Source organism: Dactylosporangium sp. NPDC049525, assembly GCF_040676755.1.
Taxonomy (GTDB): domain Bacteria; phylum Actinomycetota; class Actinomycetes; order Mycobacteriales; family Micromonosporaceae; genus Dactylosporangium.
Window position 1 is genome coordinate 327577 of record NZ_JBFAPO010000004.1, and the last position, 25148, is coordinate 352724.

At 68.2% G+C, this 25148-nt stretch carries 17 protein-coding genes; 6 read left to right on the forward strand and 11 right to left on the reverse strand.

What is annotated here, in order from left to right:
- The first annotated feature begins 76 nt into the window (after window positions 1-76).
- Window positions 77-262 carry a hypothetical protein gene (locus AB0K00_RS10295; RefSeq protein ID WP_363518292.1) on the forward strand — a complete coding sequence of 62 codons (186 nt, stop codon included), beginning with the start codon at window positions 77-79 and terminating at the stop codon, window positions 260-262.
- Window positions 263-1488: 1226 nt separating this feature from the next.
- Here AB0K00_RS10295 and AB0K00_RS10300 read toward each other — a convergent pair.
- On the reverse strand, window positions 1489-1656 hold the full coding sequence (locus AB0K00_RS10300) for a hypothetical protein (RefSeq protein ID WP_363518294.1): 168 nt from the start codon (window positions 1654-1656) through the stop codon (window positions 1489-1491).
- 46 nt (window positions 1657-1702) lie between these two features.
- On the opposite strand from AB0K00_RS10300, the gene AB0K00_RS10305 reads away from it, so the two are divergent.
- The gene (locus AB0K00_RS10305; RefSeq protein WP_363518296.1) at window positions 1703-8650 is read left to right on the forward strand and encodes an FG-GAP-like repeat-containing protein; all 6948 of its coding nucleotides are present in this window, start codon (window positions 1703-1705) and stop codon (window positions 8648-8650) included.
- A gap of 2 nt (window positions 8651-8652) precedes the next feature.
- The gene (locus AB0K00_RS10310) at window positions 8653-9096 is read left to right on the forward strand and encodes a hypothetical protein (protein ID WP_363518298.1); all 444 of its coding nucleotides are present in this window, start codon (window positions 8653-8655) and stop codon (window positions 9094-9096) included.
- A gap of 749 nt (window positions 9097-9845) precedes the next feature.
- Here AB0K00_RS10310 and AB0K00_RS10315 read toward each other — a convergent pair.
- On the reverse strand, window positions 9846-10367 hold the full coding sequence (locus AB0K00_RS10315) for a hypothetical protein (RefSeq protein WP_363518300.1): 522 nt from the start codon (window positions 10365-10367) through the stop codon (window positions 9846-9848).
- 122 nt (window positions 10368-10489) lie between these two features.
- Here AB0K00_RS10315 and AB0K00_RS10320 point away from each other — a divergent pair, with 122 nt between their 5' ends.
- On the forward strand, window positions 10490-10783 hold the full coding sequence (locus AB0K00_RS10320; RefSeq protein ID WP_363518302.1) for a hypothetical protein: 294 nt from the start codon (window positions 10490-10492) through the stop codon (window positions 10781-10783).
- A 66-nt stretch (window positions 10784-10849) separates the two neighbouring features.
- Here AB0K00_RS10320 and AB0K00_RS10325 read toward each other — a convergent pair whose 3' ends face one another.
- The 5 genes from AB0K00_RS10325 to AB0K00_RS10345 all read right to left on the reverse strand — a co-directional run bounded on the left by AB0K00_RS10325 (window position 10850) and on the right by AB0K00_RS10345 (window position 19313).
- Window positions 10850-12151, reverse strand: a complete 1302-nt coding sequence (locus AB0K00_RS10325; RefSeq protein WP_363518304.1) for a TIGR02679 family protein — start codon at window positions 12149-12151, stop codon at window positions 10850-10852.
- Complete coding sequence (locus AB0K00_RS10330; protein ID WP_363518306.1) at window positions 12148-16308, reverse strand: TIGR02680 family protein; 4161 nt, start codon at window positions 16306-16308, stop codon at window positions 12148-12150. The genes AB0K00_RS10325 and AB0K00_RS10330 overlap by 4 nt, the downstream gene beginning before the upstream one ends.
- Window positions 16305-17504, reverse strand: a complete 1200-nt coding sequence (locus AB0K00_RS10335) for a TIGR02678 family protein (RefSeq protein WP_363518308.1) — start codon at window positions 17502-17504, stop codon at window positions 16305-16307. Before AB0K00_RS10335 ends, AB0K00_RS10330 begins: the two co-directional genes overlap by 4 nt.
- Complete coding sequence (locus AB0K00_RS10340) at window positions 17501-19018, reverse strand: TIGR02677 family protein (RefSeq protein WP_363518310.1); 1518 nt, start codon at window positions 19016-19018, stop codon at window positions 17501-17503. The genes AB0K00_RS10335 and AB0K00_RS10340 overlap by 4 nt, the downstream gene beginning before the upstream one ends.
- 85 nt (window positions 19019-19103) lie before the next feature.
- On the reverse strand, window positions 19104-19313 hold the full coding sequence (locus AB0K00_RS10345; protein ID WP_363518312.1) for a hypothetical protein: 210 nt from the start codon (window positions 19311-19313) through the stop codon (window positions 19104-19106).
- Window positions 19314-19845: 532 nt separating this feature from the next.
- On the opposite strand from AB0K00_RS10345, the gene AB0K00_RS10350 reads away from it, so the two are divergent.
- Window positions 19846-20208 (forward strand): hypothetical protein, encoded by a 363-nt coding sequence (locus AB0K00_RS10350; RefSeq protein WP_363518314.1) that lies wholly within the window; start codon window positions 19846-19848, stop codon window positions 20206-20208.
- 60 nt (window positions 20209-20268) lie between these two features.
- On the opposite strand, the gene AB0K00_RS10355 is transcribed toward AB0K00_RS10350, so the two are convergent.
- The gene (locus AB0K00_RS10355) at window positions 20269-21789 is read right to left on the reverse strand and encodes a DUF4153 domain-containing protein (protein WP_363518316.1); all 1521 of its coding nucleotides are present in this window, start codon (window positions 21787-21789) and stop codon (window positions 20269-20271) included.
- A 135-nt stretch (window positions 21790-21924) separates the two neighbouring features.
- Here AB0K00_RS10355 and AB0K00_RS10360 point away from each other — a divergent pair, with 135 nt between their 5' ends.
- Entirely contained in the window at window positions 21925-22275 is a 351-nt protein-coding gene (locus tag AB0K00_RS10360; RefSeq protein WP_363518318.1) for a hypothetical protein, read from the forward strand.
- A gap of 380 nt (window positions 22276-22655) precedes the next feature.
- On the opposite strand, the gene AB0K00_RS10365 is transcribed toward AB0K00_RS10360, so the two are convergent.
- The 3 genes from AB0K00_RS10365 to AB0K00_RS10375 all read right to left on the reverse strand — a co-directional run bounded on the left by AB0K00_RS10365 (window position 22656) and on the right by AB0K00_RS10375 (window position 24075).
- Window positions 22656-22799 (reverse strand): hypothetical protein, encoded by a 144-nt coding sequence (locus AB0K00_RS10365; RefSeq protein ID WP_363518320.1) that lies wholly within the window; start codon window positions 22797-22799, stop codon window positions 22656-22658.
- A gap of 21 nt (window positions 22800-22820) precedes the next feature.
- Window positions 22821-23132, reverse strand: a complete 312-nt coding sequence (locus tag AB0K00_RS10370) for a hypothetical protein (RefSeq protein WP_363518322.1) — start codon at window positions 23130-23132, stop codon at window positions 22821-22823.
- A gap of 361 nt (window positions 23133-23493) precedes the next feature.
- Window positions 23494-24075 carry a pilin gene (locus AB0K00_RS10375; RefSeq protein WP_363518324.1) on the reverse strand — a complete coding sequence of 194 codons (582 nt, stop codon included), beginning with the start codon at window positions 24073-24075 and terminating at the stop codon, window positions 23494-23496.
- Window positions 24076-25148: the final 1073 nt, after the last annotated feature.

Genomic DNA, 25148 nt, shown 5'->3' on the forward strand with positions numbered 1-25148 from the left:
ACGTGACCTTGGTCCGCATCCGAATCCGGCGAAGGCCGCCGACGACAAGCGGCTGCATGGTCTTGAACCGGATCCGGTGACAGCGCCGATCGTCCGCGAGGACCAGATGATCACGGTCATTCGAACGCTGCTGCGAGACGATGCCGTACCGGATATTGCCGATCTACCGATGTGGAGTCTCGCTGGCTACCTGCGTCAGCGTCAGCTCGTGGTGACCTGCACGGAAACCGCCTGCTCGATCGAGGCGGAGTTTCCGAATTAAACCTTCTGCGCTGAGATGTCCTCGCGCAGAGGTTAACGTGTCGAAGGTCTGACACGCACCGACACCCAACCGAATGCGATGCTGTCCACCTGCCTGGTCATACCTCAAACGGGCTGAACGACCGGTCGTCCTATCGATGCTACCGCCACAGGAGGTCTATGACGGCTTTGTCGGCGTTCGGGGTTACCGAGCGCTGATCGCAGCCCATCGCGAAGATCGAGCGCAATCAGCAACCAGCAGATTAAGCGCCTGAAGTGCCTGGTGTTGGCCAGTGATGCACATGCCGTTTGGTGCCGTTTCGTCCAGTTCACTCCCGTCGTCGGGGTGGTCGTAGGTAGCTAGGTGATGTCCGCTGCCGGTTAGTGGGGCGGCGGTAGATCACGCGTCGATCACACGTGTGGGTCCGTCAGCGGTTGTGTTGCGTGCCGTGGCGTCCCGCCGATTGAAACGAGGCAGGTCGTCGTACGTCTGACCTCGATTTCCTGCGAGTGGGTGACTCGATTTCCTGCGAGTGGGTGAGTGGGTTCCTCCTTGGCGTGGTGTCGCTGCCGTGGGCGCCTGTCAGTGCAAGGAATGGCGGCGTCATCCAGATCGCTCGGGCACTGTTGGGATAGTCGCCACTGGTGCTCCGTCTACCCTCATCAGGTCCGACTAGACGGCTTCGGCGACGGTTCGCCCGTGGGGGATGAACTGGCTGTTGCCGTAAGCGAGTGTGACGTCATTCTGTGTCGTTCGCGTGATTTCGGCCAGTGAACTGCGCGGAGTTCGCTTGGTGGTGCCCTGGACCTGTTGACGGCATCCCGGTGCGCCGGACAAGTGTCCGCTGGCCGGCGTTGCCTACGGACTTAACGCGGTTTGGTCGGATCTCAGAGGTGGGCGACGCAACGTCCAATGTGAAGGGGTTTCGCATCGATTAGACTGTGGCGTCTGTATGTGCGGTCAGTGAGTGCGGGTGTGTATCTCGTTTCATGCGGACATGGCTGCGGTGCACGTCGCGCCGTGGGTGACGGTGCTCGTTTCTGTCTGTGCAATGTGGCGCTGCGTGTTTGATGAAGGTGACCTCTTGTGAGCTGATCGTTTCCCCGCGTAGTTTGCGGTTCGTCGATGTCCGGCTGGCGGGCGCGGCGCGGGGGAGGCATCATGGCGGCGTCGGCTGTTGGTCGGCGGGTAACAGTGTTCGCGGCGGCTGGCCTGCTGGTTGGGGCGTTGTTCGTGGTGTTGCCTGCTCACGCGGCGCCGGTGGTGCCGTCGAACCCGGATGTGCCGGCGCAGAAGTCGGCTGCGGTGTCGACGCAGACGGTGAAGCCGAAGACGGTGTCGCAGACGGACACCGCGGCCGCGTGGGCGCCGCGGCCAGTGACGTGGCCTGCGGCCGCATCGTCCGAAGTGGACATTTCCGTGCCGGCGGCTGGTACACGGGCGCGGGCGGGCAGTTCCCCCGTGTGGGCAGGCCGTTCGGCGCAGTCGAAGACCACCGGCGGACCGTCGCGGTTGACGGTCGAGGTGTTCGACCGGGCGGCGGCAACGGCGGTTGGTGTGTCGGGTGTGTTGCTGCGGATGTCATGGGCGGATGACGTATCGGCGGTGGGTTCGGCGTCCGTCGAGGTGGACTATTCCGGATTCCGGGACGCGTACGGCGCCGACTGGTCCGCGCGGCTGACGTTGGTGCAACTTCCCGAGTGCGCCCTGACCACGCCGCAGCTGGAGGTGTGTCAGCAGGGGACAGCGGTAGCTACCCGCAACGACAAGGTGACCACTCGGCTGACCGCGGATGTGTCGGTGGGGGCGCAGGTCGCATCGAAGGCGGACCTGGCGGAGGCATCGCGGTCGGGTTCGCTGGTGGCCTCATCGCCGACGGTGCTGGCGGTGACGGCGTTGGCGTCTGCGGCGGACGGGCCGGACTACTCGCACACGCCGTTGTCTGCGGCGGCGTCGTGGCAGGCGGGGACGCAGTCCGGTGAGTTCTCCTGGAAATATCCTCTGTCCGCGCCGCCGGGGTTGGGTGGGCCGGTGCCGGAGGTGGCCCTGGGCTATTCGTCGAGTCAGGTCGACGGCCGGACGAACGCCAGTGGGGCGCAGACGTCGTGGGTTGGTGAGGGCTGGGGTTACGAGGCCGGGTACATCGAGCGGTCGTTCCGGTCGTGTGCGGATGACTACAACAACCGTATCGATGTGACGTCTGGGTGGTCGCTGTACGGCCGGATGCTGCCGGTGATGGACTACGACGGCGACGGCAAGGTCGACGTGGTGGGTATCAACGGCAGCAACGACATGATGCTGTGGCGGAACACGTCGCACACGGGCAGTGCCACGGTGGGTACGGCGCAGAACCTGGGGCCGGGGTGGCAGATCGCCGATGTAGTGATGGCCGGCGACTTCGACGCCGACGGGAAGATCGACGTGGTCGGCCGGGTCGGCAATCAGCTCAACGTGTACCGGGGGCAGGGGACCGGTGCCGGATATTCGTTGGCGCCGTCGGTGGTGTTGCCCACGTCGGGTTGGTCGGGCTGGACGGGTTGGTCGGCGTACAGCAAGTTCCTGCCGATGGCCGACTACGACAACGACGGCAAGGTCGACATCCTCGCGGTGCGCAGCCCAACCGCAAGCAATCCAGGACGGTTGGACTTCTTCCGCAACACGTCAACCGCCGGCAGCCCGTCGGCTACGTGGGCGCAGGTCAGTACCGGCTGGGGGTCGGTGGACACCTTCCTGGAAGGTGACTACAACGGCGACGGCAAACGCGACATCCTCGGCCGCTCTGGTGACGCGCTCTACGTGTGGCCGGGCAACGGCACCGTCGGCACGTTCAGCGTCGGCGCGTCGACGATCTGGTCCACCGGCTGGTCCGGGTACGGTACGTTCCTGCCGTTGAAGGACTACGACGGTGACACCAAGCCCGACATCCTGGCGGTGGTCGGCACCGACATGTACTTCCACCGCAACACCTCCACCGGCGGTGTCGTGTCCGCGGCGGCGAGGGTGTTCTCCAGCAGCGTGTGGGGTTCGGTGAACCTCCTCGTCGCCGGTGACTTCGACGCCGACGGCAAGGTCGACGTCATCGGCCGTGAAGGTGACGTGCTGCGGACGTGGTTGAACGTCGGCATGGCGGGTGAGCCGATCTACGCGCCGTTCTTCACCAATGCCACCAGTGATTCGTGCTGGCGGTCGCAGAACGCCACGGTCGTGTTCGGTGGCCGCTCCGGTGAACTGGTCCTCGACGACGCGACCGGCACGTGGCGCCTCGCCAGCGATGACGGGTCGAAGTTCGAGCTGCTGACCAGCGGCACTAACAACAACGGCGACAACAACGGCGAGCACTGGAAGCTCACGGCGACGGACGGCACTCAGTACTTCTTCGGCCTGAACCGGATTCCGGGTTGGGTGTCGGGGAATCCGGAGACGAACTCGGCGTTGCGGATCCCGGTATTCGCCAACCGGGGTGACGAGCCGTGCTTCCAAGTTGGCGGGTTCGCGTCGTCGTGGTGTTACCAGACGTGGCGGTGGAACCTCGACTATGTCGAGGACCCGCACGGCAACACGATGTCGTACTGGTACACCAAAGAAGGCAACGCCACCGGCCTGTTCGGCAACCCCAACGCCACCGCCGCCTACGACCGGGGTGTCGTGCTGAACCGGATGGATTACGGCACGCGGAAGAACGGGTCGCTGTCCACGCCGGCGCCGATGCAGATGGTGTTCTCCACCGGCGACCGCTGCCTGGCCTCGTGCTGGTCGGGTTCGAACCCGGTGACGGCGAACTGGCCGGACACGCCGTGGGACCTGAAGTGTGCTGGGCCGCCGTGCAACACGAACGTCGCCCCGTCGTTCTGGACCACGAAGCGGCTGACCGGTGTCACCACCCAGGTGTGGGATGGAAGCGTCTACCGGAGCGTGGATGAGTGGGCGTTCACGCACCAGTACCCGGTGACGAACGACGGTACGAGCCCGTCGTTGTGGCTGGCCAGCATCACGCACACTGGCAAGGTCGGTGGCAGCAAGGCGCTGCCGACGGTCACGTTCGGCGGGGACCGGTTCGCGAACCGGATGGACTACAACGTCGCCGCGGGTGTGCCGCCGACGAACAAGTACCGGGTGACCCGGGTCAGCAACGGCACCGGCGGCGACACCATCATCACCTACGACCCGACCGACTGCTTGGTGTCGGCGCCGCCGGATCCCGACAACAACGACAAGCGCTGCTTCCCGCAGTACTACGCACTGCCGGGTTCGCCGCCGGGCTGGTCCTGGTGGAATAAGTACCGCGTGTCGAAGATCCTCGAAAAAGATCTCGTCGGTGGAAACACCAACGACGTCGAGTACAACTACGCCTACACCATCGAAGGATCGTCGACGCCGGTGTTGTGGCACCACAACGACAGTGTCTGGTCGGCGAAGGTGTCCAACCGGACCTGGTCGACGTGGCGCGGCTACTCCACCGTCAAGGTGACCACCGGCCCCGCCAGTGGCCCGCAGGAGTATACCGAGTACCGGTACATGCGCGGCATGGACAAGGACCGCACCGACGCCGGTCTCTACACCCGCACCGCCACGATCACCGCGTCCGAAGGTGGTGCGCTCACTGACGATGACCGGCTGTCCGGGTTCCTGCGCGAGGAACGCCACTACAAAGGTCCGGGCGGGATTCTGCTGTCCGCCACGTTGAACGACCCGTGGCAGCAGCAGACCGCCTCCCGCACCATGGTGCCGGCGTGGGCGGCACCGAACATCCAGACCGCCAAGTTCCTACGGACCTCGCGGACCCAGAGCCGCACGCTGGTCGAGGCGACGTCGACGTGGCGGCGCACCGATGTGCAGACCACCTTCGACGCCACCTACGCCCAGCCGACCCTCGTGAAGGACCTCGGTGGTACCGGCACCGGCGATGACGTCTGTACGTCCACCACCTACGCCCGCAACACCACCAACTGGCTGATTGACTACCCGGCGCAGACACTCACCACCGACTGCACCGCCAGCCCGGCACCGGCCAACCACCTCGGCGGTAGCCAGACGCTGTACGACGGCAACACCACCGTCGGCGTCATCGGCACTCGCGGGCTGTCCACGAAGAGCCTTGCGTTGGACTCGTTCACCGGCAGCACACCGGTGTGGAAGCAGACCGGCAGCGCCGAGTACGACGCCAACGGACGCCTCCAAGACAGCTTCGACGCCTCCAACGCCCTGACAATGACCCGGTTCACCACCGCCTACGCCGGCGGTCCCGTCACCACCGCCACAAGAACCGACCCGCTCGGATACATCTCCACCACGACGTTCGACGGGGTCCGTAACCAGCCGCGGACCATCACCGACGCCAACCTGAAAACCGCCACCCTCGCCTACGACCCGCTGGGCCGTCTGACCCAGGTGTGGGTACCGGGTCGCGCGGTAAACTTGCCGCCGAGCCTCGAATACGTCTACAACATCCGGGACACGTCGGCCAGTTCCGTGCAGACGAAGCAACTCGGCCCGAACGGCAACATCATCAGCAGCTACGAGTTCTACGACGGGCTGCTGCGGGCACGGCAGACCCAGTCGCCGGCACCGACCGCCAACGGCGGCCGGATCATCGCCGACACCAAATACGACGGCCGCGGCCTCGTCGCCAAGTCCTCCGTCGCCTACAACGCCAGCGCACCCGCCGACAACCTCGAGGCGGTCGCCGACAACCTGGTACTCAGCCAGCACCAGTACACCTACGACACCTCAGGCCGCAAAACCATCGATGCCCTCTACGGTGCCGGCACCACCAACCCGACGTTCAAATGGCAGACGACCACCGACTACGACGGCGACCGCACCACCATCCTCCCGCCCGCAGGCGGCTACGCCACCACGTCGATCATGAACGTGCGCGGCGCGACCACGGAACTGCGCCAGTACCTGGGCGGTACTGCCACCGGCACATACCACGCGACCACGTACACCTACGACCGGCTCAGCCGGCTGACCCAGGTACAGGACCAGTCCAGCAACACCTGGAGCACCCGATACAACCTGCGCGGCTGGGTCGACCAGACCGTTGACCCTGACCGCGGTACCACCAACACTGTTGCGTTCGACCTCGACGGCCGCCCGGTCACCACCACCGACGCCCGTGGCGTGAGCCTCACCACCGCCTACGACGTCCTCGGCCGCACCACCGACCTGTACGACGGCATCGGCACCAGCGGGTTCAAGCGCGCCTCGTGGGCGTACGACACCGTCGCCAAGGGGCAACTGACCCAGTCCACCCGGTACGTCGGCACCGACAGCTTCACCAACACCGTTACCGGCTACGACGACGGCTACCGGCCGTTGGGTATCACCACCGTGATCCCGTCCAGTCTGGCCATGCCGTGGTTGCCGAACGGCTCATACACCACGTCGATGACGTACAAGGTCGACGGGTCCGCAGCCACGCTCATCTACCCTGCGGCGGGGAACCTGCCGACGGAGACGTTGACCAGCACCTATGACGACGCCGGCAACACGCTCACCCTGGCCGGGCTGGAAACGTACATCGCCGGGACGAGCTACTACGCCTTCGGCGATCCGTACCAGCAGATCCTCGGCTCAGGCTCGAAGCGGGTCCGGCAGACCACCGTCATCGACGACGCGACCGGCAGGCTGACCAGCGCCAAGACCGAGACTGAGAACTCCGCGAACCCGAACACGTGGATCGAACGGCTCACCGAAGGCTACGGCTACGACCCCGCCGGCAACCTGAAGAACATCACCGAGACCCTTGCAGGGTCGGTCGTGTCCAACCAGTGCTTCAACTACGACGCGCTACGCGAACTGACCGAGGCGTGGACCACGACCGCGGCGATCTGCCAGGCCAACCCGTCCACGCCGGTGGTCGGCGGACCCGACCCGTACTGGAGCAGCTACCAGTACGCGACCGGCACCAGCAACTACAACAGCGGCAACCGCACCCAAGAGATCCGCCACGCCATCGGTGGTGGCACCGACACCACCCGCACCTACACCTACCCGACCACCGGCAAACGGCACACCCTGACCAACGCTGTGGCGACCGGCGGTGCCACTGGCACCGACAGCTACACCTACGACCCGGCCGGCAACATGTTGACCCGCAACATCACCGGCAAACCGGGGCAGAATCTCACCTGGGACAACGAAGGCCACCTCGCCACCGTCACCGACACCGGCGGAACCACCAGCTACATCTACGACGCCGCCGGCACCCGCCTCGTCGCGAAGGACCCCGTTGGCACCACCGTTTACCTACCTGGCTACGAACTGCGCAAAGTCGGCGGCACCGTCACCGGCACCCGCTACTACGGCGTCGCCAGCCGCACCCCGTCCGGTCTGACCTGGGTTGCCGCGGACCACCACGGCACCGGACAACTCGCCATCGACGCGGTCACCCAAACCGTCATCCGCCGCAAAACCGACCCGTTCGGCAACCCCCGCGGCGCCGACCCCACCTGGCCGAACACCCAAGGATTCGTCGGCGGTACCCGCGACAACACCGGCCTCAACCACCTCGGCGCCCGCGAATACGAACCAACCACCGGACGGTTCATCTCCGACGACCCAACCACGGACTTCGCCGATCCCGGGCAGATCAACGGTTACAGCTATGCCACCAATAATCCTGTTACCAACAGCGACCCAACTGGTCTGCGGACTTGCAGTGACCCGAGCGACTGCGTCGGAGACCCCACCAATGGGAATTCGGCCTACGGCGCTGGATCATCACCCGAAAGTTCGTACGACGATTCCAAGTCCACCAAGAAGGTTTGCAACGGAAACTGCTACAAGCCCCGTTCGTCCACCAAAGCCGACGACTCGCCGGAATGTCGGAAGTATGGCATATGCGGCGATACTCAAAGCGGGTCGTCGGCGGCCGAAGATGAGGTGCCCTGCAACGTTAATCCCGGGCCTTGCCTGAACCCTGATCCGGTCCTCCCGGTAACTGTCCCGCTTCCGCCGGGAACATATGGACTCTGGCTCGGAGAGCAATGTAATATCGCTGGATGCATCGGTGCTCAAGTGGTATGCGAGAATGTCACTCAGTGGTGTTCGGTGCAATGGTATGCCCGGCCAGTCGGTGAACTTGCGACCGCGATGATGCCGGACCCGAATATTGAAATCCGTATTAATGGCCGGAGTGTCATCGGTCCGAAGCGTTACGGTCATACGGTTGTTGGTCCATACAAGCTGCACGGAACGTTTGGCGCACCCGGCGCGCATGGGCGGGGTTACTATCAAGGATTCCTTGGTACGACTCAGCATCTTACGCGAACCGGTTTGACTCCGGCTGGGGTCGAGGCGACGGAGGGAGCGGGATATTCGGTCATCGAGATCCGTGTGTGGGGCCAGTACGTATCATCGAGCTCTTCCGGAACGTTCGAGGGCTATGCTCGCTATGGTATCTAGCCTTGCTGATCGTGGGTGGAATCGTGCATGAGGATGACCTGAACCGCCTGAAGGAAGCTGTCCGGCTGGTGCAGAGTGATCTGGGCTGGAGCGGTATCCCGGAGCAGATCGGACTAGAGCTAGCTGGTCGGGATGGGGACGTCGACGCGTATCATGTCGCACTGTCCGACGGACAATTTTGGGCTGGAGCCGCAGGATTGGACGGCAGTAGCAAGCGAGCGGCGGCGCGATCTGTTGCCATAGGCGCGCAAGATCTCGTGGCTGAGCTTCTCGGCATCGCATGGCCTGTCTGTCCCGAACATCGCCGAGTACTCACGGTGCCAAGCGAGGCTGAGGCGGCCGAAGAACCTCTTGGTGATGGTCCGGTCTGGAGATGTCCTGTACATGGTCACGACTGGGTCGCTGCCGTCGGTCATCTTTCAGACGCATTTCCGTTCCGCGCGTAATAGCGATTTCAACACCTCGCGCTCTCGAAGGTGCAGGCGGTTTCGGGCGGTACCTGCGGGGTGAAACGGACTAAAGACCATCGCGACCGGGCCGTCGCAGGTTGTTGATGGCCAGTGGTCATCGATTATATTCGACGACGCATGGACGGTGGTCGCGCCGTTCTGCCCTTCATCTCGGCGATGCACCATCTGTCTTACCGGGAGACTCTCCCTCATCGATCTTCGGGTTTGCCCTACCCACCTCGACCTGCAACATCAGCCTGGAAAGGCTCGGTGTGGCGCGGTTGGAGACCCTTGTCCTCGTCACCGCCGGCGGCGTGGGCGCCCGTGGTTCGGAAGCTGGCCGGCGTGCCCGGCCAGCTTCACGACAGCGTCGGCACCGACAGCACCAGCCCGTCCAAACGGCTATTCCACCTGAGCCGGTGCTGGTCATGTTGCGCTGGGCAGCCGGGGAGCTCCAGGTTTCGAGGGCGTCTTAGAGTGACCACCCTCTATGCCGGAGCTCCGCTGAGTTGGCGCAGCAGGGCGTTTGGTCGGGGGTAAGGGAGGACTGGGTTGCGTTGTCGTGGGTAGATTTCGGCGGCCGTTCATTGGGCGGATGCGACGTTGGACGCGTCTCCTGCTCTCACGCGCCGGTGCCGCAACTCGGTGAACATCTGTCCGCACGGACTCACGTTGCGGGTCACGGTGGGCGTACGGACGTGTGCCGCGCCGCCGCCAGCGTGAGCACATCGAACCGGACGTCTTGATCAGGGCGTACTGATCAGGGTGGCGATTGCGGTGCACAGTTCCCGGCTGTTGCTGATCGCCAGCCGAGTCTGCTGTTCGGTGACGGTGAGCCGCTGGCCAAGCTGGGCTGGGCTGGAAGGCACCGCAGTCAAGTACTTGGCGTCAACCACGCCGTCGCGATGGGTGAATGCGTGGCGGGTCGCCCAGGTCTGCAGCAGCCGCTGCCAGGTCGCCAAATCAAGGCGCTGGCGGAGGTCAGGGTAGCCGTTGGCGACGAACAGGTCGGCAGTGCCCTCGAGGCGCTGGAAGATGGCGCCCTTGCCGTTCAAGATCTGGTCAGCGTTCGAGACGGCCGCGTGAAACACTGCGCTGGCGAGAGTCTCGACAATGCCGACGAGGTTCTCCAGAGTGTCGACCCAGATACGGGTGAAGCCGCCCTGCTCGCGCAGTGTCCCGGTGGCATCGGCCGGCAGTTGAGCCAGCGCGTCGAGGCGAACGATCTCCGCGGCGAGCGCATCGAGGGCCACGACGTCGGGCCGCAACGGCCCGCACACCGGGCAGAAACGGTGCTCACCGAAGACGGCGTAATGAAGGCCGCAATTGACGCAGTCCCGGACCCGGATGAGCTGCTCCTCGTCAACACCTGGCAGCGGCTGCGGATAGAATGGCCGCGAACGGCACTGATCTGAATGCCGAAGCCGCCGGAGCGCGGCTGCGGCCGCGCGAAACGCCGGAAGGCGTTGTCGAGCACGCCGTGCATCTGCTGCATTGCCCAGGCTCCGACAGCGCTCTTGGCCCGCTCGAGCTGCTGGTCGGTGATGAAGTCGCTGGCGTCGGCCCGGTGACCGCAGTAGGCGCAGCACAGCTGCAGTTCGTCCGGCAGCGCCTGGTACTCGTCGGCGTCGACGCGGAACAGCTGCGTGCAGCCGGGGCACTGCCGACCGAAGAAGGAGAGTGAGTCACTGCAGCGTTGGGAACGCCTGACCCGCTCCGCCACTCAGACGTAGAAACTCGTGACGGCCGATCAACGGCTGACCGTCGTCCCATGGTCGCTAGTGAGGTCCATGAGGAGAACACCGAGCATGGATTCCTCGTGGACGGCCAGTCCGCGAGCCTGCATGGCAGTGCTGAGGGCAGGGTCCCATGCGGTAGTAACAGGTTTGCCGTTCAGGGCGATCGCGTGGTCGGGGTCGAGCACGGCCGCCGCCGTTTGGTAGTCAATGGCCGACACACGCCAAGGCGACGCGCCGAGGTTGATGATGCGCCCGGCGATGGCGACGCCGGGCCAGTCGAAGTCTCCGTGGTACCGGACAGGGTTCCGGGCCGAGATCAGTGCTCGCAGCAGGCGCGTGCCGACGGTTGCGGGGTTGCCGGATAAGCAGATCAACGGTGCCTCGACACCGGCGTGCGCGGCAGCCTGCAGCACTTGTGGGTTCTCGCAGACGGAGACGACCTGGCCGGGTCCGGCGTAGGACACCGCACCAGCCCTGTCGAGTTCGTGCAGGGTGAGATGAGTGATGAGACCGAGGTCGGCCCGGTCTCGCATCATCCTCGACCAGCGGTCCTCACCTGGTGGTTGGAGCCGCCAGGTGAGGACCGTTCCGGAGACCGCGTCAGTGGCGACGCCGAGGAGCTGCCAGAGGTCCCGCCGTTGGGCGGCGGTTTCAGGCACCGGCCTGTCGTGCGCGTGTGCGGCGGCGCGCAGCAGTACCAGCGACGCCAGCGTCGTGTCGTCCAGCCCGTGGGCGTCACCAGTGACCTGGCTCGCCAGGGCCGCGAGTTCGACTGTTGCCCGGTCCCCGGGAGGCAGCAGGACGGCGAGAGCGGCAACCGCGTGGTCCAGTGCGCGGTCCGCGGCGTCGATCCCGACCCGGGTGAGGACACCAGTGCTTCGCATGCCGGCGATCCAGGCGGGGACCCATGCCGCGTCGGCCAGTCCGGCGCCGGCCAGCGCGGCGTCGAGCCGGAGCCATACTGCGTTCCATTGTGTCTGCACCTCCCTGCGTGCCGCGCGAAGGTCGGTCATCGGTTGGCCGTGGATGATCTGCAGCACGGAAACGAGGCCCAGTTGGGCGGCGGAGCGGCGAAGGGCCTCATCGAGGTCGGCGAGCTTGACGGGTCGTCCCGGACCGGTTTGCAGCGGCCGGCTGAGCAGGCCGGACAGGCGGTCGGCCGCAGCATCGTCGAGGTCGACGCTGATCGTGCCGGTAATCTGGAGGCCGTTGCGCTCCAGCCGTGCGCGGGCGGTAGACCATACACCCGCGAGCTCCGGGCCAGTCAGATATGCGCGGAGGCCGGGCGGCAGCGGTGGCTTGTGATCGCTCATGCGGTGTGCAGGAAATGTCGGTTACGACCGTCCCAACGGACGTGGGCAGTCGCGGCGGGGGTGCCTTCCTCGCGGCAGATCTCGTAGATGTCGAGGGCCGGGACCTGCGGCACGCAGCCCCACAGTGCGTGGCCGGTCATCGCGAAGTCGACGTCCAGCCGGACCAGCAGGCCGAGCAATTCGGCGATGGTGGGTTCGTCGACCTTGGCGAACGCGTCGTCGAGGAGGATGAGCCGCAGTGATGTCGCCGGGTTCTCCAAGCCGGACAGGTAGGCGTCGATCGCGGCGAACAGCGTCACGTACGACACGAACCGTGTCTCGCCCTGGGACAACTTCGCCCGGCGGCTAATCCTTCGCTCGCGACCTGGTTCGGGGCCGGTGATGAAGACCTCGACGGTGTGCCAAGCCCGATAGTCCAGCGCACCACGGAGGTGGATGGCGTATCCCGCGGTCGGATCCTGTACGGCTTCGGCGGCGACCCGGGCGGACAGCAGCGCCGTGAGTTCCCGGTCCTGCATCACTGTGCGGACCGCTGCGGCAGTCGTGATCAACTCTTTGATCCGCGCGATGTCGCCGCTCGCGTCATCGGACAGCTTCCAGGTGAGGCGCACCCCGATGCCCTGGCTGGTGCGGATCGACCGGAGGCTGTCGTTCATGGCCGCGATCAGGTGCGTCGCCTGACCGAGTCGGCGCCGCAGTTCCTCACCGACCTCACCGAGGACGAAGTCGGTGAACACCTGCTGCTCCCGTGCCGTGAGCGCGGCGCGGCCGGCCTCGCACTGCTGCTCGACCTCGACGGCGGCCTGGGCGAGCGGTCGTCGGCCGTCGGCGTCGATCAGCTCAAACAGCCTGATGCCTGCCGAGACGGTGGCGGAAACGTCGTAGCTGCCGGAGATGGCCTGCTCGAACGCCTGTTGAGCACGGAGGAGGGCGTTCTCGTCGGTTTTCGCCCGTCGTAGGCTGGCCAGCAACGTCGCCGCGCTGGTTTCGACGGCTTCTGGTGCTGCGTCCGCGAACATGGACTCGGGCCGGGTCGTGAAGGCGGTTTCGATGACCCCGGGCTGGCTGAGCCTTTGCAGTACGGCTGCGGTGTCTTCGGCCAGCGCTTCCCTCAGTTCGCGGACGCGGCCGAGCGCGTGCCCCGCTTCGGCGGCGGCGGTGGCCGTCTCGCGCGTCAGGCGCTGGACCGTCTCGGTTGCGGCGCGCAGCTGGGTCCTGGCCTGTTTGAGGGCTGCTTCAGTCTGCGCCTCCTGCCGCTGGACGGTGTCGGCCTCGGCACCGACCGCGTCGCGTAGGACGTCGAGTCTCGTCGCCTCGCTGCGCCACGTCTCCCAGGCGTTCCCGGCGTCCTGCTCCGCATCGGCTCGGCGGGCGGCCGTGCTGCCGACAGCCTCGACGGCGGACGCGTACCGGCGCAGCACCTGGCGCACCGCGGCGGCGCCGGTGCCCACTTCGGCGCACCCGCCGACCACCTTGTCTGCCCGGCGCCGCAGTTCGAGCAGCGGTTCCTCGTCGGCCGGCAGGCCGAACTCGGCGCAGACGCGCCGGTGCTCCCGGTCCTGTTCAGCCCAGGCGCGTGCCAGCCGATCGGCCTCGGCCCGGAGCGTTCCCGCGCTGGCCGCCGATCGGCTGGCTTGTTTGACCGCCGCGGCATACTCGGCCCTTGCCTGGGCTAGCGCCATCGACCGCGGCGCAGACCTGCGTAGGTCCCGCAGTGCCAGCCGCCGATGCCGCAGCTGCTCGCGATCCCGGTCGCGGACCTCCCGGGCGGCCTCCAGGTCAGCGAGTTCGGTGGCGATCTGCGCCAGACGGGCGGCCCGTGCCGCGGCGCGTGCGGCGGCGCCGATGTGCCGGGCTGCCGGGACGGTGTGGCGGCCGCGGAGCGGGCCGTTGCCCCAGCGACCGTCGTCGCCGACCCAGGTTCGTGCACCTGGGTCGTTGAACGCGATCCGCTCGATGAGCGCGGCGACCGCGTTGGGCGCCACCGGGCCGTCCGGGTCAGCGGTGAGCACTGCGGACAGCGGCCGCGTCGCCGGCCCTCCCGACGGCGAGACGAGCAGCTGCCCGTCGACGGTGGTGAGCCGGCCGTCCTCGTCGACTTCAGCGACGAGGAGACCGGACGCTAGCAGCGCCGCCTCGATGCCGGCGCGGCGCTGGTCGTCGACGCCGTCCGCGAAGTCCAGGCATCGCCACAGCGCAGCACCGCCGGACGGCCGCACCCAGTTCGGTGGCTGCGGCTCGGGATCCTGCGCCTTCAGGAGGTGCTTTCGCTCTGTGGTGAGTCGTCCGACGGTCGCGGCGTCGACCCCGTCGGCGTCGTCGAGCCGTGACAGTGCGGCCGCCACCTCGGCTTCGGCCTCCGACACCGCGTCGTCGGCGGCGCGGTCCAGCTCGGGCAGCGTGACCGCTGGTTGCCCGTCACCGCACAGCGCCGTCCGGTCGGCGAGGAGCGCGCCGAGGATCGGGTGTGCCGCCCAGTCGGTGGTGCCGAGCAGGTCCGTGGTGGCTCGGGCGGTGGTCCATGTGTGCCATGCGTCGGCCAGCGCGATCGCGGCGTCGTCGCGCTGCTCGGCGGCCTGTTCAGCGGCCTGCTCGTCCTCTACGGCTCGCTGCTCGGCGTCGCCGGCCTTGGTGGCGGCGGCGTCGACCCGCTGACGCTCGTGGCGCAGTCTCCGGGCGTCGGCTGCCCGGTTGGCGGCCTGCGCGGAACGCGCCTGTGCTGCGGGCTCGACCTGCCGGGCGGCCTCGACGATGTCGCCGACGTCAGCCGGTACGAGCGTGAGGGTGTCAGTGGCGGGACGGGCCAGACGCTCCGGGTCCTGTTCGCGGGATGTCCGGACCAGATCGGTCGGCTGCGGTCCGGGCCCGCGATCCACCTGGACGGCGGCGGGTAGGCCGTGCGTCGCGATGCCGATGCCGGGCAGGAGCACCTGCAGCCGCTGCACGGTATCCGACAGCGCCGCGACAGCCGATGCGACGTCGTCGGCGACCGGGCCGGCCTCCCGGGCCCGCCTGGCTTCGTCGGCGCGCAGCTGGGCGGCGTGACCGAACGCTTTGTCCGCCGTCGAAGCGAGCGTCCGCACGACCGTCGTCAGTTGCAGCAGGTCGGACGCATTGCGGTAGGCGTCCGACTCGCGCAGCGCGGCCAGCGTCGCATCCAGCTGCTGGACCTGCTCGTCGAGCGCGGTTGTGCGTTCCTGTTCGTCGGCGGCACCGCGTTCCAGCTCCTCGGCGGCGGCGGCGAGCCGCGCCGCGTCCCCGGTGGACCGCCGCACCACGGCGGCCCGGTCTTTGACCGAGAGCAGCGAGGCGCTGAGCACCCCGGTCACATACTTGCGGTATACGTCTAGGAACGTCGTGATTTGCTCACGGGCCGCCTCGAGGCGCTCCTGGTCCGCGCGGGTGCTGGTCAGACCGTCGAGCTGCTGCCCGGCGTCGGTCAGCGCGTCCTCGGACAACGGCGGCAGCGCGTCGGCGAGGATCGCCGGCAGCCGGCCCTCCTCGATCCGGTTGCCGACGTCGGGTGAGCGGAGCGTGTGCAGGAGCTTGAGCAGCCCGTCGAAGCGTTCCTTGCCGAGCTGCCCGGTGAGTCCGAACACCTCGGTGCGGACTCGCTCCCTGTGCTTTTCGGCGACGTCGGTGATGCGCTCCTCGGTGACCAGCTCTGCGAGGTCCCGCCGCGACAGCGGCTGCCGGTCCCGGCCGAGCAGCGGGAGTTCGTCACCGACCCGCAGTGGTGTGGTGAAGTACCAGACCTTGGCTTCCTTGGTGCTGATCGCGAAGCGGACCAGCGCCCCGAGGGTGAGGTACTGCGGCTCGTCGCCGCCGTCGACGGCCGGGTCGGGGTCGCGGCGCAGCTCCAGCCACATGTAGCCGAGCCGGTTGCCTTGCTCGCCCGCCCCGGCGTTCATCAGGTCTTCCATCCGGACGGACGACCCGGTGCCCATGTTGCGGCGGTCGGCATCCAACAGGAACGGCAGCAGCATCTCCAGTGCACGCGACTTGCCCGAGCCGTTGGTGCCGCGGAGGATGAGCCGCCCGCCAGAGATGTCGAAGGTGGTCTCGTAGTAGTGCCAGACGTTGACAAATCCGGCCCGGGACAGCCGCCATCGGTACGGATGGTGCCGAAGCGGTGTCCCGTCGAACGTGTCGCTCATGCGAACTCCAGCTCGCCTTGGCCGGCCAGGCGCCTGGACGCTCTGGTCGGCGGCGCGGACAACGGCTGAGGACGGTAGCGGGCGGCTGCCGGATGGATCAGCAGACCTACATCGCCAGCGGTGGCCAGGCTTATGTCCACGAGCAGGGCGACGACCTCGTCGCGCAGTCGGAGGGGTTGGTCGACCAGGGTCGAGCCCCAGGCGCGGCGATGCCGGTCGATGAGCCTCACCAGCGCTTCGTCGACCGTGTCCCAGCCGGCGGCGACACCGGGCGTGGACCTCGCGGCGTGGTCCGGCTGACCCGAGTCGATCAGCTCGGCCAGCAGGAGCAGCGCGGCCTGCTTCACCGTGCCCGTGCCCGGGAACGTGATGTCGGTGAGACTGCCGCCAGCGTCGTAGGCCAGGACGCCTTCGGCGCGGACCTCGACAGTGAGGCCGAAGTGCTCGTCGAGCATGCGGGTCAGTTCGCCACGCTCGCGGGACAGGACGTCGCGTTCGGGGTCGGTGAGGTCTTCGCGCCGCACGAGCGGGTTCTCGACGAGCTTGCGGCGCAGCGACCGGCGCGGCTGGTCGGTTACGGCAGGGTCGGTGGCCAGCAGGTCGTCCGGGTGTGACAGGCCTGACAGCGGTCGGGCCAGGAGGTGGGGCAGCACCGCGCGGTGGATGGTCAGCAGCGCCTCGTCGCGCCGCTCGCTCCAGCCTGCCGCCGTGCCGTCGGTCTCGGACAGCACCCCCCAGTCGATGAGGTGCCCGACGGCGGTCACCAGCGCGCGACGCTCCGGCAGCGTGTCGCCGATGCTGACCCCGATCGTCGCGGCGTCCGAGCGGACCTGGTCGATGATGGCGGAGATCAGCGTCTGCTCGCCTGTTCCAGGAGCCAGCAGCGCGGCGCAGAGCAGCGCCAAATGGGTGTACGTGATAGGTGTCCACGCGCTGTGGTCGGGGCGGCGCGCCGGTCTCGCGGGCGCGTCCTGGCTTACCGGGCCCTTGACCAGCCTCGCGAACGACGACTCGATGATCAAGTTGTACCCGAGCAGAGTCTTAAACGTGCCGCGCAGTGCGGGGGCATGCAGCCGCACGAGGGCCAACTCCTCCGCCTGCGCCGCGGTGAGCAGCGGGTTGGCCAGCAAGGTCCGCGCCGCGTCGACGCGTTCCCGCGCCGACTGGTCCGCGGTGGCGAGGTTGCGGCCGCTCACCCGGCCGCCGCCAGACGGCGCGGGGCGCCGGCGACGGGGACCGCGACGAGCTGGACGTCGTGAATGGTGATGGTGCCGTCGGCGCTGGTCACGATGGTGGCGTCGCCGTTTGTCGGGGTTGCTCGCAGGATCAGTCCGAGGTCGGCGTCTTGGTGCTCGATGGGGGCCGCCGTGGTGGACACGGCGGCGAAGACCGCGGACAGCTTCTCCAGCAGCAGGTCCCGGGCCGCCTTGCTGAGTCGGCTGCGGTGTAGCGGACCGGCGGCCAGGAGTTCCGCCGCGGCCGCCCGTCTGGCCGCGTCGCGCTCGTGCGCCAGGGCCACCAGCCGCTGCGCCTCGGCGCCCGGGTCGGGCACGCGTGAGCTGCGCCCGCGGGCGGCCCGGTCGCCCCGCTCACGCAGCGACACCGGTACATTCACCGGGACCGACTCCCACCATGACGTTCCGGGGCCGGTCGCCGTGTCCGGCTCGTCGGGCCCGAACAGCAGGTGCCGGGCGGGATAGCAGCCGAACGCCGCGTCGTAGAGCCGGTGCGCGGAATCGCTGTCAGCGCTGTGGAACCAGGCCGCGAGCTTGAGCAGGTCGGCACGCCGCGACAGCCCGGTGCCGGTCGCTGTGAGCATGCGACGGGCGTTGGCGATCAACTGGCCCAGCGCCTGCCGCGCGGCGGCCCGCAGCTGATCGGGGCCGGACCGGCTGCCGGAGGCTCCGTACCAGGCGGCGAGCTGCTCCCAGTCGGACAGGGTCCGGCCCGGCAGCCGTTCGATCGTGAACGCCTCACCCTCAACCGTGGGCATGGCAGGGAGGTGGTCGAGCACTCGGTCGATGAGCTGCAGCAGAATCCGAAGCCGCTCCAGGATCTCCGGCGCGTTGCGGTTCACGTCCGCGCCGATCAGGTCGACGTAGTCCAGCAGGAGGCCTTTGAACTGGGTGTACTCCTCGCCGCCCAGGTCATATCGGGTCAGTACGCCGGACAGGTAGGCGTAGAAGTCGGTGACCGACTCGTGGAACATCTGGTGGTCGTTGAACACGCCAGTCACCGCGCCGGCGAGTGTCTCCACGTCGATGCGTCGGTTGACGTCCCCAACCTGCAAGAGGATGTGATCGAGGCTGTCGACGATACGAGCGAGCAGTTCCCGGGCGACCTCGCGGGCACCGTCGACGGCCCGGAAGATCTCCTCGGCCTCGCGGTGGAGCCGGCCGCCGAGCTTCGACACCTGGTAGCGGGACCGCGATCGATGGTATGCCGCCACGGTCGGTACCCGGGTCTCACGGACCGAGCGCACCAGATTGCCCCAGTCCACCAGTTGCCGGCAGCGACTCTCGACCGTGTCCGGATCCATGACGACGCCCCGCTCAGTGAGCTGACTGCCGACCTCTTCGGCCGACAGGTCGGCGAGCAGCGTGCCGGCGAAGAGCCGCATGATCGCGATGTAGTCGTCCGCTGCGTCAGCGGTCAGATAGGAGAACAACGCGCGGTGGTCCGGAGAGGGGGAGCGCTGGTCCGCTGACAAAAGGCCTCCTGTAGTGGGTCCAGCTCGGAGGGTAGTTGACAGTCGATGTCGAACGCACTGCCTCGACCAGTGGCCGAGGCAGCTTTCAGCGCCCGACGCTCCCTGGTTCGGTCGGGGCGCCAGCCGGTTCCGTGGACTGCACGGCTGCGCTCTCGTCCTGCTCTCCGGCTTCGACGGCGGCACGGCGCCACCACAGCAGCTCGTCGCGCTCGGCGTCCGGGATCGCCATCGACTCCGCGAGCACGGCGGCGAGCGCACCCACGTGCGCGTGGTCGATGTCGGCGGGAAGATCCACCGGATGTTCTCGTCACGCGTGATGAGGTCGACCGCTGGTCGGGCGTTCTTGTCCGGTGTGGTCGCCACCCGGACGTAACGCACCCGGTCGATCGGGATGTCGAGACGGAGCTCGCCCTGCTCCAGGAATGCGTTGGCCTTGGCCGTGATGATGCGGCGGTCGGTGACGGCAAGCAGGGTCCGGGTCTTGTCCATCGCCGCGGCCAGCTTGTCCATCGCCCCACCGAGGATCGCGGAGATTGGGCTGACGGCATCGACCTGGTAGGGCAAACTGAGGGCCCGCACGGTCTCACCGTCCTCGAGGAACCAGCGCAGGACGCGGAGGTACGGCTGGAGATCCGGCGACGCGGGTGCGCAGACGACATCGGGCGCCTCCAAGTCGGGGACCGGCAGGCGGAGCGCGTCAGCAAGCGGCTCGATCGCTTCAAGTAGGCGGGCGGAGGTCTGGCGGGCCGCCTTCGCGTCCCTGCCCATGCCCGGCAGTGACCGCGTCAGGCTGTCACGCTCGAGGAGCTCGGCGAGGATGCGACTACTTGGAGCGCGACGGCAGGTTCGGCGAGCTCGACCGAGGCGAGGCGACCCCGTCAGGGCTGCTGCAGGAGCACCTTCCCAAGTCGAAGGTGGTCAAGGCCTTCAACCGCATCGGCGCCGCCGACATCACCACCGACGGCTCCCCGTCCGGCACGCCGGACCGGCGCGCCCTGATGGTGTCCTCGGACCATCCCGACGCGGCCGGCTTCGCCAGGGATATCTGCGACCGGATCGGCTTCGACACGGTCGACGTCAGCCCGCTGAGCGAGTCGTGGCGCGTTGAGCGCGACCGGCCGGCGTATGTCGTCAAGCAGACGAAGGCCGAGCTGGAAGCGAACCTCGCGAAGGCGACCTGCACGGTCTGAACGCAGCCGGACGGCCCGAACCCGGGCCGCCGCCATGCTGGGGCGGCCCGGGGTGGTGCGTCAGCGTGTCTTCGGCAGGTCGAACTGGTCGGCCCGTTGGCAGTCGCTCGAGCCGCCGATGGCGGACGAGCCCACGCGGTCCAGGGCGTCGCGGGCGTTTTCACGGCCGAGGTTCCAGCCGTACCACGGGTCCGGCTCGTCCAGGTCGTCGACGATCCAGCTCAGCGTGCAGCGGCGGACCGAGTCCGGGAGGGTCGACAGGGCCGGGGTGGCGTCGGAGGACAGGGCGCGCAGGTACCAGGCGTCGATCTTGCCGGTCTCCTGGTAGCGCGCGATGTTGCGGCGGGCCGCGTAGTCCTCCGGGTTGAGCACCGCGAGGGTGAGCAGCATGACGACCGCGAGACCGACGGTCGCCGATGGGATCCAGGCGCCGCGCCAGCGGATGCCGGCCGCCATGATCATGATGAACACGATGCCGAGGAGCAGCTCGAATGCCATCACGAAGATGCGCTCGCCGGTGAAGCTGTAGACCTTCTGGTAGGCGTACATGCGGGACAAAGCCGACACCACGATCACGATGCTCAGCGACGAGAGCAGGCCGAGCAGCGTCCGCAGCAGGATGCGGTCGACCCGGTCCTCGCGGCTGGCCCAGCGGGTCACGCCGCCCAGCACGGCGATCGTCAGTACGGTGACGGTCGCCAGCTGCCAGAAGCCGCTGCGGGCGTATTCGGCGTAGCTGAGGCCGGCGGTCTGCAGCACGTGGTGCTGGCCACCGAACAGGACGGTGGCCTGCACGACGACGAATCCGCTGTACAGCAGGACCAGTGCCCCGATCGGCAGTCCCCACTCCAGGCGGCGCAGCCGCGCGGTGCCCGGCTTGTCGATGGTGGACAGGTCCGGCGGCGCGGCGACGGTGTAGACGGCCGCGACGGCGATCAGCGCGCACAGGATGAACAGGAACACGCGGCCGACGCTGACCGTCGGCACGATGGCGGAGAGTACCTGCGAGAACGCGGCGTCGGCGGAGGAGAGCAGCGCGCCGAAGACCAGCATGAACAGGACCGTGATGATGACCGACCAGACGACGCGCTGGGTGTGGCGGGGCTTGCCGTGCCGGTCGCTGGTGGCGCTGAGGTGCTTGGCCACCCACGGGATGCCGCGCAACGCCGCGACCGGCGCCGCCACGAGGCTGAACAGTATGGAGCGGACGCGTTGGCCGCCGACGATGGCCAGGGCGGCGCAGCCGAGCGCGCCCAGCACGCAGAACGTGACGAGCCACCAGGCGTTGCGGAACGCCAGCACCGACAGCAGGACGACCGCGGAGCCGGCCCAGACGGCCCGCATCGCGCGGTCGGCCTTCGGCAGTGCTGCGGCGGCCGGCCAGATGCCGGCGATGATGGCGGCGACGAGCGCGAACCCGCCGAGGAGCCAGCCGATGCCGACCCGCGTGCCGGGCAGGACGATCGCCGCGACGAGCCCGCCGGCGAGCACGGCGACCGGTACGCGCCAGCCGCTCGCGGGCTCCGGCCCGGGCCAACGTGCTTCCAGGAACCCGGGCGGCAGCGGTCGCGGCGGCCCCATGACCCGCGGAACGGTCTGATAGGGCTGGAACGGGGGCACCGCAGGATGCGGCGGGAAGGGCGCGCCAGACGGGGGTGCGAAGGGCCGCGTTCCCGACTGGTGCTGCATCAGCGGCGGTGCGACAGCCTCCTCGTCTTGTTCTTCATCCTCTTCGAGCTCGTCGTCGGGCAGTTCCTCAACAGGCGCGGCGGCTGTGGCCACAACGGGCGTGACTGGCTCGGCCGCGACGGGCGTGACTGGCTCGGGTTCAACGGGCGCGGCCGTCATGCCCTCGACAGGCTTGGCCGCCGCGCCTGGGACCAGCGGCACGAACACGGCGAATCCCGGGGTTCCCGCGGGAATCGTCACCGGAATCGCCCACGTCGTCTGCCCCTCGGCGGTGCCGGGCCAGGCGACCGGCTGCGGCTGTCCATCGCCGCCGGGCATGACCAGCAGATACGGTACTGCCACGGGCGGTTGGACGGTTGGATCGACTTCGTCGGGTAGGGCGTCGGTCATTGGGTTGCTCCACGTGTCGGTGGACAGTTGGCGGACCACGCCCGTGCTCACCGTCCGTCGCTGTCCCGCCGATCAGCCCAGATCGGCGGGTTGTCACGAATAGTGACGGTGCGTAACACGGCAGTGCGGAGACGGCGGGCGTGGCGCCAACTGGCGCTTTGGTCCGGACCGCATTTCCCTGCACGGCCCGGCGGCAGGGAGCATGGCACGGCGACCCGGCCGCGGACCAGCCCGCGGCGCACACCTGGGACGGTGGGACGTCGCACCACCGTCCACCTGCGAGGACGCGGCATTCCCGGGACGAGGCGCCGGGCAGTCCAACGCGGAGAACCGGCCTTGTGCGCCAGCAGCCCGACGGTGCTCCGCGGTCAGGTGGGCAGGGTGAAGCGCTGGAAGAACTGCCACATCAGGGTGTTGGCGCTGATCTTCTGGGTGGTGGTGCCGTTGCCGGGGGAGGCGGCCGGGGTGCCGGGCCACGTGTGGCCGCCGACGTCACTGATCGTGTACAGCACGGTGTCGGCGGCGCAGTTCGGTTAGCTGCTCCTCGTCACGTGGGTGGTGACGGAGACGGTGACCGGGCCCGAGATGCAGCGGTTGATTGCCGCCCAGCGGGCCTGGGCGGCCGGGACCGAGTAGCGCCAGACGTCGCTGCCGCCGCCCTGGTAGGGGCTGGTGTAGTTCTGCTGGCCGTGGAAGGCGATGACCGGGACCGGACGGGCCGGGGCGCACGACGACGGGTCGGGCTGGGCGGGGTTCTGCGGGTCGGGGCGGCCGGCGCGCAGGCCGGCGACCGGGGCGACGGCGGCGAGCCGGTGCGGCCGGGCGCAGGCGAAGGCCGACGTCATCCGGCCGCCGGCGGGCCTTGTACGGGCTGAGCCGTGGATTTTGCTATGCGCCCGAGTGTGATGAGCCGGTCGTAGTCGTCGATGGCGGCGAGCCCGTGTTCGTTGGCGAGATTGCGCACATCGTCGGCGCCGTTTCGTCTGGCCCGCGCGGCGGTGAGGCGATCCCAGACCGTGAGGCGCGGTGGGGGCGGGACGGGCCCTGCGGGAACGCCCGGCGCGCCTGGCCTGCCAGCGGGTCCAGCGGGTCCAGCGGGTCCGGTGGGTCCGGTGGCGGGTGGCATGGTGGTATCCGTGCCTCCCCGTCTGGACCTGTCCCCTTGGGAGGGGTGTCGGGTTTCGGGGCGTGCGGACATGATGGCTCCTACCTGCGGTGTTGGTTGGCTGAGGGCGGCACAGGCCCGGCAGTACCCTGCCGGGTCTGTGCCGGGGGTTTGACCGGCCAACAGACCGGGGAGTCGACCAGGGGCGTCGACCAGCCGCCCCAGCCCTGCGGGCACCGAATCGATACCGGGTCAGCGGCGGGGCGGCGGCGCTGCGTCGCGAGATGAGACATGATCCGGCGGCTGGGACGGCGGGCGTCCGGGCTCGACGACCGGTACGGGATGCCGGGCGTCCAGCGTTCAGTGCTCTGGCGGTCGCTGCTGTGGTCAGGTGCTCGGGCGGTCGTGTTCTTGAACGCGGAGTTCGACTTCTCGATCTCCGCCGGGTCGCCGCCGGCCGTCATCCGGCGCAGCCCACCCACCGTCAGGAACAGCGTGGCGATCCCGATCAGAATCCCGGTGACCCAGTTCGTGATGTTCGTGATGTTCGTGATGGTCGCGTTGATGCGAGCGGTCGGGTTCGGATCGGCCGGCGGTGCGGCCCACGCCGGCACGGCAGTGGCCGCGACGAGCAGGACGGTCACAACGACCGCGATGACACGGTTCGTGATGCGGCGGTACATGATGGCACCTCCCGCCCCGCACAGCGGGGCTCCAAGTCGGGATGAAGGGCGCCACCGGGAACCGGGACGAGGCCGAGGGAGCAGCGCTCCTTCCAGCCGTCAGTGATCGAGTGCGAACACGGCCACACAGGCCGGCCGCGCCCCGATCCCCGAGGCGCCGGCACCGAGTTCTGCATGAGTCCGATGCCTTGCCACCGAATGCCTGCCGTCCGGTACCCAACACCGCCCTGTTGGCTAGACCGGCACCCAACAGCACGCCAACAACCGAACCCCCGTTGATCCTCGCCGTGCCCTGTTGACTGCTGTTGCCCACCTGTCCATTGCCAGCGAAGTTTGTTCCTGCCATCCAGTCTTGTCTTGGATGGGTTCCTTGCCACTTAAGTCTGTCAACATGGCCGCCGAACTGCGGTTTTACGGATCTGTGGCCAGAAGCGCGGTTCTCAACGTCGGCGAGCACGGGACGGGCCAACTCACTCGTTCGGGTCTCTTCCGGTACGAAGTTGAGTGGCATACGGACAAACCTCGTTGGCAACGGACACCACCATCCGGGGGCGTTGCGCGGCAGGCCGGTCAGCGAACCCGGTCAGGCTGCTCTGAACGCTGCCGCCGATCCGATCCGCCGCGGCTGTCGTCACGTCGCCCGGCCCGGATCGGCACGAACGCAAGGTCGCCGGCGTGGATCGCCGCGCCAACCGCTCCTCTGCCCGCCGCCGCCACAACGAGGCCAGACCCGCGCTGATCCCCAGCTGCTCAGCACTCTGCGCCAGGGTCGTCTCACCCAGCAGTCCGCTCCGTTCGGTGATGTTTGTCTGCCAGCAGCGCGTCGCCGAAGGTAGGTGCCGCACGGGCCGTCAGCGCCGCACCGATCGCGTAGGTCGCGGCGCGACACGTCGGACCGCGACCAACCGCGGCCGGTGCCCACGAATCCAACACGCCACCGGCGCCGCCCCACCCCGGCCGCACCGCCCAACAGCAGGACGGCGTTGGGCGCCGAACAGCCAACGCTGCAGCCCTGTTGGGTACCTGTTGGGTACGCCCCACCCAACATGTACGCAACGGGGCTGGGGCGGTGG

Bases quoted from the DNA above. Each gene is read 5' to 3' on its own strand.
- AB0K00_RS10320 (WP_363518302.1), top strand. From the start codon at position 10,490: ATGGCCGCGAACGGCACTGATCTGAATGCCGAAGCCGCCGGAGCGCGG.
- AB0K00_RS10355 (WP_363518316.1), bottom strand. From the start codon at position 21,789: ATGGGGCCGCCGCGACCGCTGCCGCCCGGGTTCCTGGAAGCACGTTGG.
- AB0K00_RS10330 (WP_363518306.1), bottom strand. From the start codon at position 16,308: ATGAGCGACACGTTCGACGGGACACCGCTTCGGCACCATCCGTACCGA.
- AB0K00_RS10375 (WP_363518324.1), bottom strand. From the start codon at position 24,075: ATGTACCGCCGCATCACGAACCGTGTCATCGCGGTCGTTGTGACCGTC.
- AB0K00_RS10300 (WP_363518294.1), bottom strand. From the start codon at position 1,656: ATGTCCACTTCGGACGATGCGGCCGCAGGCCACGTCACTGGCCGCGGC.
- AB0K00_RS10370 (WP_363518322.1), bottom strand. From the start codon at position 23,132: ATGACGTCGGCCTTCGCCTGCGCCCGGCCGCACCGGCTCGCCGCCGTC.
- AB0K00_RS10325 (WP_363518304.1), bottom strand. From the start codon at position 12,151: ATGAGCGATCACAAGCCACCGCTGCCGCCCGGCCTCCGCGCATATCTG.